Annotated in this window: 9 protein-coding genes; 5 read left to right on the top strand and 4 right to left on the bottom strand. The window is 47.1% G+C overall.

Translation table 11 applies throughout. The features are described from left to right. From F6J99_RS39615 to purE, 4 genes are all read right to left on the bottom strand, one after another. On the bottom strand, positions 1-285 hold a 285-nt coding region (locus F6J99_RS39615; protein ID WP_293121628.1), incomplete at its 3' end, for a caspase family protein. 209 nt (positions 286-494) lie between these two features. After that, on the bottom strand, positions 495-1682 hold the full coding sequence (sat, locus tag F6J99_RS39610) for a sulfate adenylyltransferase (protein ID WP_293121626.1): 1188 nt from the start codon (positions 1680-1682) through the stop codon (positions 495-497). 117 nt (positions 1683-1799) lie between these two features. Beyond that, positions 1800-2336: an adenylyl-sulfate kinase gene (cysC, locus tag F6J99_RS39605; protein ID WP_293121624.1), complete on the bottom strand. Its 537-nt coding sequence runs from the start codon at positions 2334-2336 to the stop codon at positions 1800-1802. A 318-nt stretch (positions 2337-2654) separates the two neighbouring features. After that, on the bottom strand, positions 2655-3182 hold the full coding sequence (purE, locus tag F6J99_RS39600) for a 5-(carboxyamino)imidazole ribonucleotide mutase (protein WP_070391560.1): 528 nt from the start codon (positions 3180-3182) through the stop codon (positions 2655-2657). A 46-nt stretch (positions 3183-3228) separates the two neighbouring features. On the opposite strand from purE, the gene nagA reads away from it, so the two are divergent. The 5 genes from nagA to F6J99_RS39575 all read left to right on the top strand — a co-directional run bounded on the left by nagA (position 3229) and on the right by F6J99_RS39575 (position 6415). Continuing rightward, the gene (gene nagA / locus F6J99_RS39595) at positions 3229-4389 is read left to right on the top strand and encodes an N-acetylglucosamine-6-phosphate deacetylase (protein WP_293121621.1); all 1161 of its coding nucleotides are present in this window, start codon (positions 3229-3231) and stop codon (positions 4387-4389) included. Beyond that, positions 4374-4526 carry a hypothetical protein gene (locus F6J99_RS39590; protein ID WP_293121619.1) on the top strand — a complete coding sequence of 51 codons (153 nt, stop codon included), beginning with the start codon at positions 4374-4376 and terminating at the stop codon, positions 4524-4526. Before nagA ends, F6J99_RS39590 begins: the two co-directional genes overlap by 16 nt. 518 nt (positions 4527-5044) lie before the next feature. Beyond that, positions 5045-5260: a photosystem I reaction center subunit IV gene (locus F6J99_RS39585; RefSeq protein WP_293121617.1), complete on the top strand. Its 216-nt coding sequence runs from the start codon at positions 5045-5047 to the stop codon at positions 5258-5260. A 93-nt stretch (positions 5261-5353) separates the two neighbouring features. Beyond that, positions 5354-6202 (top strand): DNA-formamidopyrimidine glycosylase, encoded by an 849-nt coding sequence (locus tag F6J99_RS39580; RefSeq protein WP_293121616.1) that lies wholly within the window; start codon positions 5354-5356, stop codon positions 6200-6202. Between the two features lie 57 nt (positions 6203-6259). Beyond that, positions 6260-6415, top strand: coding sequence for a hypothetical protein (locus F6J99_RS39575; protein ID WP_293121614.1), 156 nt, complete (start codon positions 6260-6262; stop codon positions 6413-6415). The last annotated feature ends 94 nt before the right edge of the window (positions 6416-6509 follow it).

Raw genomic sequence — 6509 nt, 5'->3', positions numbered from 1 at the left:
TAGTATATCCTTCGGGTTGAAGCCAAACCGATGAATCAATAGTTCTTGTTGTAGTTCTACATCAGTAACACAGCCATCCAAGAGTGTGCTACGAGGATACTTGTTGATACCCACTAGTAGGGCTAACTTTCGCCCAAGGGGTTGTGCTAATACTTGGAAGTAACGGTCTATTCCAGGAACAGCTAAACCACTATTCCCTAGGAGGGATAGTATTGTTTCACTGACTCCTAATGTTGCCAATCCCAAACTAGCTTTTTGCAGAAAAGTCCGGCGATTAAGTCCCATATCCGCGCTTCAGCTTTCAGATTTCAGCTATCAGCCTACCAGGATTGGCGCTCCCACGACCACAAGCCGTGGGATTCCCAGTTCAGCTAGTTCACTAGTTCACTAGTTAAAGGTTGAACGCGATGGACTTCGTCCCGCTTTGCTGCGAAGCCCGTGGCCTATTGGCCAAGGTTACAGGTTGAACGCGATCGCGTTCAACCAAATAACCTTTAAGTGCTCTCATGCATTGCCTTAGCCAGTTCTGCTGCCACTTCAGGTCGGGAAAATTCCGGTGGTGGTAACTCTCCCTCACGCAGCATTTTCCGTACCTTAGTACCGGATAAATGAATCCTCTGCTCTGGTGTACTTGGACTGGTCTTGGCGGTAGCCATACCCTGGGTGCGAGTGCAGTAGAAAGCGTGCTCAAACTTCATCGGCATGATCCCCAACTCACCTGGCTCAAACTCACCAAAAATGTGTTGGGCATCATAGGTGCCATAATAGTCTCCCACACCAGCGTGATCCCGTCCCACAATAAAATGGGTACAGCCGTAATTCTTCCGTACCAAAGCATGGAAAATGGCTTCTCTTGGGCCTGCATAACGCATGGCAGCAGGGTTAATTGCCAGAATCACGCGGTCATTGGGAAAATAATTCTCCAACATGATTTCATAGCAACGCATCCGTACATCTGCTGGGATGTCGTCGCTTTTAGTAGCACCTACTAAGGGATGAAGAAACAAACCGTCTACAGTTTCTAGAGCACATTTGATGATATATTCATGAGCCCGATGAATGGGATTACGGGTTTGGAAACCTACCACTGTTTTCCAACCCCGTTCCGAGAACATGGCTCTCGATTTTTCTGGATCGATTTGGTAGGTGGGAAACTGGGGATGTGGTAACCGTTCCAGTAACCATACTGAACCAGCTAAATTAATCTCTCCCTGGTCATACACGACTTTCACACCAGGATGCTTGTCTTCATCAGTGCGGTAAACTTGCACTGCTTCATGGGTTTTGTCGTAAGAATATTTTTCTGTCAGTTCTAATACACCAATAAACTGACCACTAGTATCATCCAAACGGACTAACCCCCCCTCTTGCAGAGGAGCAGCTACTTCAGAGGTAACCGAGAGGGTGATTGGAACTGACCACGGTAGGTTATTGGCTAGACGCATCCGGTCTACCACTGATTCGTAGTCTTCTTTGGCCATGAAGCCAGTCAGGGGACTAAAGCCACCGATAGCAATCATTTCCAGGTCGCTGACAGCCCGTTTATCTAGTGTGACTCTGGGCAGAAATTCAGCTTTCTCCAAAAATTCCTGTCTTTGTTCGGGTGTAGCGATACGGTTGACCAGTTGACCACCGTGAGCTGGGATAGTTTGTGAAGGATGGCTTAACACCGGGCTTTGCATACTCTAGCAATAATAATTAGATTCTACAATTGTCTCAAGAATTGTCTCAAGATACGACTCCCACTCCAAAGGGTGTAGGTGGGGTTCTTGAGTTAAGCTTTCTATAAAGATTCTGCTTCAAGTACTAGAAATATAATTTAACTCTTCCAGCTTTTTCAGAACTTTGTCCACACTTTCTGATAATTCTTCTTTGTCAGTGCGACATTCTACCTCCGGATTTAATGGTGGCTCATAGGGGTCATCAATACCAGTAAAATTCTTAATTTCTCCATCACGAGCTCGTTTGTAAAGTCCTTTGACATCTCGGTCTTCGCAAACGTTTAGGGGAGCATTAACATAAACTTCTACAAAGTCACCAATCCTTTGCTTGACCTCCTCTCGAATTTCACGGTAAGGGGAGATCGCAGATACCAGGACAATAACTCCATTGCGGGTTAAAAGATGGGCAACAAAGCCAATGCGGAGAATGTTTGTATCTCGGTCTTCTTTACTAAATCCGAGTCCTTTGGTTAAGTTCTGACGGACGATATCCCCATCCAAGACTTCCAGCTTGCATCCTTGGGCGTTTAGTTTTTCTTCTAATGCCTTAGTAATAGTGGTCTTTCCAGCACCACTAAGACCAGTTAACCATACTGTAACACCACGATGTTCCATGAACTCTATTTACCTCCTAGATTTTTTGTTGACATGACTTGGATTTGGTGTGGACAGGCTATTGGTATTTCAGCTGAACACCAAACTCAACTTCCTATTCGTAAGTCCTATTGCCTTTAGTCTCGGCTCATTTATAACAGATGCCGCCCTTCGGTGGGATGCTTTTGAGATCCCCCAGCTTAACGTAGTAGAACGAGTCGGATTACGCTCGAATTATTTTCGGTCACATCCCCCCTATAATTGCTTACCCTGATGCCAAGTTAATGGGGGTTTTTGGCCTTTTTCAAGGTTAACCTTCTGAAAGTCTCAGCAACCAGATTAACCCATCTGCCCTAAGTATTGCTGATAACCTAACTCATCGAGTAATGCTTGCTTTTCCATCACTGATTCCGCTAAATTCTGGCGATACTGCTGCACTCTCTCTTGTAATTCTGGCTGATGAGTGCCCAAAATCTGCACTGCTAACAACCCTGCATTCTTGGCATTACCAATTGCTACAGTAGCGACGGGAATTCCTCCAGGCATTTGAACAATCGAGTATAGGGAATCGATACCCTTTAACTGACGACTAGACACTGGAACCCCAATCACAGGCAAGGGTGTTAGGGCCGCCACCATCCCAGGCAGATGAGCCGCCCCCCCAGCACCAGCGATAATAACTTTGAGTCCACGCTTGTGAGCGTCTTGAGCATAATTTACCATCCGTTCAGGGGTGCGATGGGCGGACACAATCGCTACTTCCGAAGGAACACCAAAGTCTTCACATACTGCGATCGCATTTTTCATGGTGGGCAAATCGGAATCGCTGCCCATAATAATCCCAATTAACGGTTGGTTATTGGTCATGGATCATGTTTGATGGTAGATGAATTAGACTTCGCCACATTCCCTAATGACTCTAGATATTATCAATGCTCGTGTCCCTAGTTACCACGGTTTACAGAATATTCACATTAATGCTCATGGAATTATTGACGCGATCGCACCCAAACTAGAAACTCTTCCGAAGCTAGAAACTATTCCTAACCCGGCTATCCTTGACGTTGGTGGGGATTGGGTCTCCCTAGGGGGTGTGGATTTACAGATTAATGGGGGGCTAGGCTTAGCCTTCACCGATGTCGATTTTCACCACATCCCTTTACTCCAGGACATTTGTCAATTCCTTTGGCATCAGGGTGTGGATCAGTTTCTACCCACTCTGGTCACTACCTCGGTCGAGAAGATTCAGCGTACGCTTTCTGTTTTTGCTGAATTTATCCCTTCCCAACCTTACCAGACCCAAACCGCTCGCATCTTGGGTGTCCATCTAGAAGGGCCTTTTCTCAATCCCCAAAAACGGGGAGCTCATCCTCTTGAGTATCTCTTACCACTTACTCTTGAAAATGTCAAGGAAGTTTTGGGAGACTATGGTGAGCTGGTTAAGCTAATTACTATAGCGCCAGAGTTAGACAGCATTGGTGAGGTGATTCCGTATTTGCGATCGCGCAACATAATCGTTAGTCTCGGTCACTCCCAAGCCACAGCAGAGCAAGCCCAAAGCGCCTTTGAACGTGGGGCATCCATGGTAACCCATGCCTTTAATGCTATGCCAGGACTCCATCACCGCAAACCAGGATTACTGGGAGCTGCCCTAGTTACTCCCGGTGTCCAGTGTGGACTAATTGCCGATGGTCAGCACGTTTGTTCCACCATGATCCAATTGCTGCTCCGTGCTGGGGGTTATGAACAAGGAATTTTTATAGTTAGCGATGCCCTAGCACCAATGGGATTACCCGATGGCGTCTATCCCTGGGACAGCCGCCAGATAGAGGTCAAAGACGGGACAGCACGGCTAGCAGATGGGACATTATCTGGGACAACCTTGCCCTTATTGGTAGGAGTAGAGAATTTAGTCGAGTGGGGGATTTGTAGCGTTGAGAATGGCATTGCCCTCGCAACGGTTTCCCCTCGCCAAGCCATGGGTTTGCCAAACCTCAGCATCGGTCAACCAGCTCAGTTATTACGCTGGCATCTGGATGAGGAGACATCAAAGCTGAGTTGGCAACGTTTGTAGTCTCACTCTTCCAACTCCCGACTCCCGATTCCCGATTCCCGATTCCCGATTCCCTACTCCCGATTCTCTACTCCCGACTCCCTAGAGGGAAATTAATAAAACTTAACAAAACTCACAGAATTCCCCACCGTCTTTAACGGTGGGGATGGATAGCGAAACGATGGAGGTGCGCTTTCCGTTTGAAGAATTAAATTACGGGGTCGCGCCTCAACTTGGGCTAAAATGGAAATGGTCGATGACCCGCCTGACTGACTAAAAGGCTACCTATTGATAAAAGGTATATAAAGTACTAGCAGAGATCAGGGAAGAGACAAGCCCCGGCTGGTTAGCTATAGCTGTAATTCCAAGGTAAGTCTGTCGCCAAAATATACCTCTGCGGAAGGCGGAGGTCTGCCTGTGGACGCTGAGTAAGACCAATTCCAGCAGGCGCGCGCCTCCAAGGCCGGGAAACCCGGCCTTGGGTCGCGCCTCTGGTTGAGGCGTCGGCGGATGAAGCGGGAAGCCCGAAAGACGAATAAGACCGTCCCTGAATTGACCTGAGAATTGGAAGCCCGAACCTCAGCAAAGCAGGTTGGGGTACTTCACACAATCAAGTCAACGGAGAAGCCTAATTGAGTAGTAGGCTGTAGAACTAGAGCGTAAGGTAAATTTTTTTATGGCAGAACTAAAACGTGGTGCAAAAGTTCGGATTAAAAGAAAAGAATCCTACTGGTATGGCGATGTGGGAACTGTGGCTAGTGTAGACAAAAGTGGTATCAAATACCCAGTGATTGTCCGCTTTGATAGGGTAAACTACACTGGCTACAGTGGTAGCGCCTCTGGGGTGAACACCAATAACTATGCACCGACTGAACTGGAAGTAGTTGGTTAACCTAGCCAGACTCAGGAATTTGAGTTCCTGGTGTCTGTAGAGTGCTAAGTTAACACGCTTGCACTCACCATTGATCAACTAAAGCACTCAATCGTGCCGGAACTACCAGAAGTTGAAACAATTCGCCTGGGTCTAAATCAAGTGACTACAGGCCAGGAAATCCAGGGTGGAGAGGTGTTACTATCGCGCACCATCGCCCACCCTATTTCTCCGAAAGATTTTTTAGCCCAACTCAAAACTGTCACCATTAGTGATTGGCATCGACGGGGCAAATACCTACTCGCTAAACTAACCAAGTCAGATAATGATCAAGCCGGTTGGTTAGGTGTTCACCTCCGGATGACTGGTCAACTGCTATGGCTAAGTCAAGACCAGCCTCAGCCAAAACACACGCGAGTGCGATTGTTTTTCCCAAACAACCAGGAGTTAAGGTTTATCGACCAGCGCACTTTTGGTCGAATGTGGTGGATTCCGCCATCCCAATTACCAGAAACCATTATCACTGGTCTAAAGCAACTCGGACCAGAACCGTTTTCCCAGGAATTTTCTACGGATTACCTAGTTAGTAAGCTACATCACCGCCAGCGTGCGATTAAAACAGCCTTGCTCGATCAGTCCCTGGTAGCAGGAATAGGTAATATCTATGCCGATGAAGCATTATTCTTGAGTGGTATTCGACCAGAAACCCTTTGTAAAGATTTGGGGTTAGAGCAGATCGAAAAGCTGACCATCGCGATTATCCAAGTATTGCAAAAAGCGATTGAGTCTGGTGGTACCACGTTTAGTGATTTTATTAACGTCCAGGGAGTCAATGGCAACTATAAGGGGATTGCCTGGGTTTATGGTCGCACTGGAGAACCCTGTCGTATCTGTAGCACCCCCATCCAGCGAACCAAATTAGTCGGTCGCTCAACTCACTTTTGTCCGAACTGTCAGCGTTGATCAGGCTGGGAAGTGTCGGAAGTGTCGGAAGTGTCGGAAGTGTGGGGAGATGGGGAGATGGGGAGATGGGGAGATGGGGAGATGGGGAGATTTTTATTAAGGGTAATTATCGGTTCTCATAGTAATAAGGTAAACAAGATTTTATCCGAAGTTCCCGACTCCCGACTCCCGATTCCCGACTCCCCTCCTGGGAGCAGGGCTAATTCATTGTGATGAGAGAAAATTAGGGTAGTCAGGAACTAGTGTAAACTATCAAAGTGAACTCAATATGGAACTCTCCTTCCTCTCCCTGATGAAAACTAATCTC

This window comes from Moorena sp. SIO4G3 (assembly GCF_010692305.1).
Classification (GTDB): domain Bacteria; phylum Cyanobacteriota; class Cyanobacteriia; order Cyanobacteriales; family Coleofasciculaceae; genus Moorena; species Moorena producens_A.
Note: the sequence above shows the minus strand (reverse complement) of the source record. Positions and strands in the feature narration are given on the sequence as shown.

What these genes read in the sequence shown, in the direction of transcription:
- sat (WP_293121626.1), bottom strand. Translation starts at nt 1,682, where the DNA reads ATGCAAAGCCCGGTGTTAAGCCATCCTTCACAAACTATCCCAGCTCAC.
- cysC (WP_293121624.1), bottom strand. Translation starts at nt 2,336, where the DNA reads ATGGAACATCGTGGTGTTACAGTATGGTTAACTGGTCTTAGTGGTGCT.
- purE (WP_070391560.1), bottom strand. Translation starts at nt 3,182, where the DNA reads ATGACCAATAACCAACCGTTAATTGGGATTATTATGGGCAGCGATTCC.
- nagA (WP_293121621.1), top strand. Translation starts at nt 3,229, where the DNA reads ATGACTCTAGATATTATCAATGCTCGTGTCCCTAGTTACCACGGTTTA.
- F6J99_RS39585 (WP_293121617.1), top strand. Translation starts at nt 5,045, where the DNA reads ATGGCAGAACTAAAACGTGGTGCAAAAGTTCGGATTAAAAGAAAAGAA.
- F6J99_RS39575 (WP_293121614.1), top strand. Translation starts at nt 6,260, where the DNA reads ATGGGGAGATGGGGAGATGGGGAGATGGGGAGATTTTTATTAAGGGTA.